Source organism: Oleiphilus sp. HI0123, from assembly GCF_001635315.1.
Genome location: NZ_LWGE01000589.1, coordinates 1 through 334, shown reverse-complemented (window position 1 = coordinate 334; position 334 = coordinate 1). Strand labels below are relative to the sequence as shown.

At 45.2% G+C, this 334-nt stretch carries 1 protein-coding gene; it reads right to left on the bottom strand.

Annotated features, from left to right (window positions below; genetic code table 11):
- On the bottom strand, positions 1–334 hold a 334-nt coding region (locus A3761_RS05340; protein WP_197472848.1), incomplete at both ends, for an LON peptidase substrate-binding domain-containing protein.

The window sequence follows — 334 nt, the reverse complement described above, 5'->3', positions numbered from 1 at the left end:
GAAACTCAGACTGCTCTGGATGAGACTCTTCCAGCTCACTCGTTTTTGCTGACAAGAACTCTTCTGAAGCAACCCGATCCACACTGACTCGGTACTCACCTTCGATCAGCACTTTAACCGTACCATCGGGCAGCTTTAACATTTGCAATATATTTGCAACCGTACCAACGGAATATAATTCATCGATTGACGGATCGTCTTCGATGGCAGTTTTTTGTGTGAGTAAGAGAAGCTTCTTGTCAGAAGCCATGGCCGCTTCAAGCGCCATAATAGACTTTTCTCTACCAACGAAAAGAGGAATCACCATATGCGGAAAGACAACGACATCCCTCAA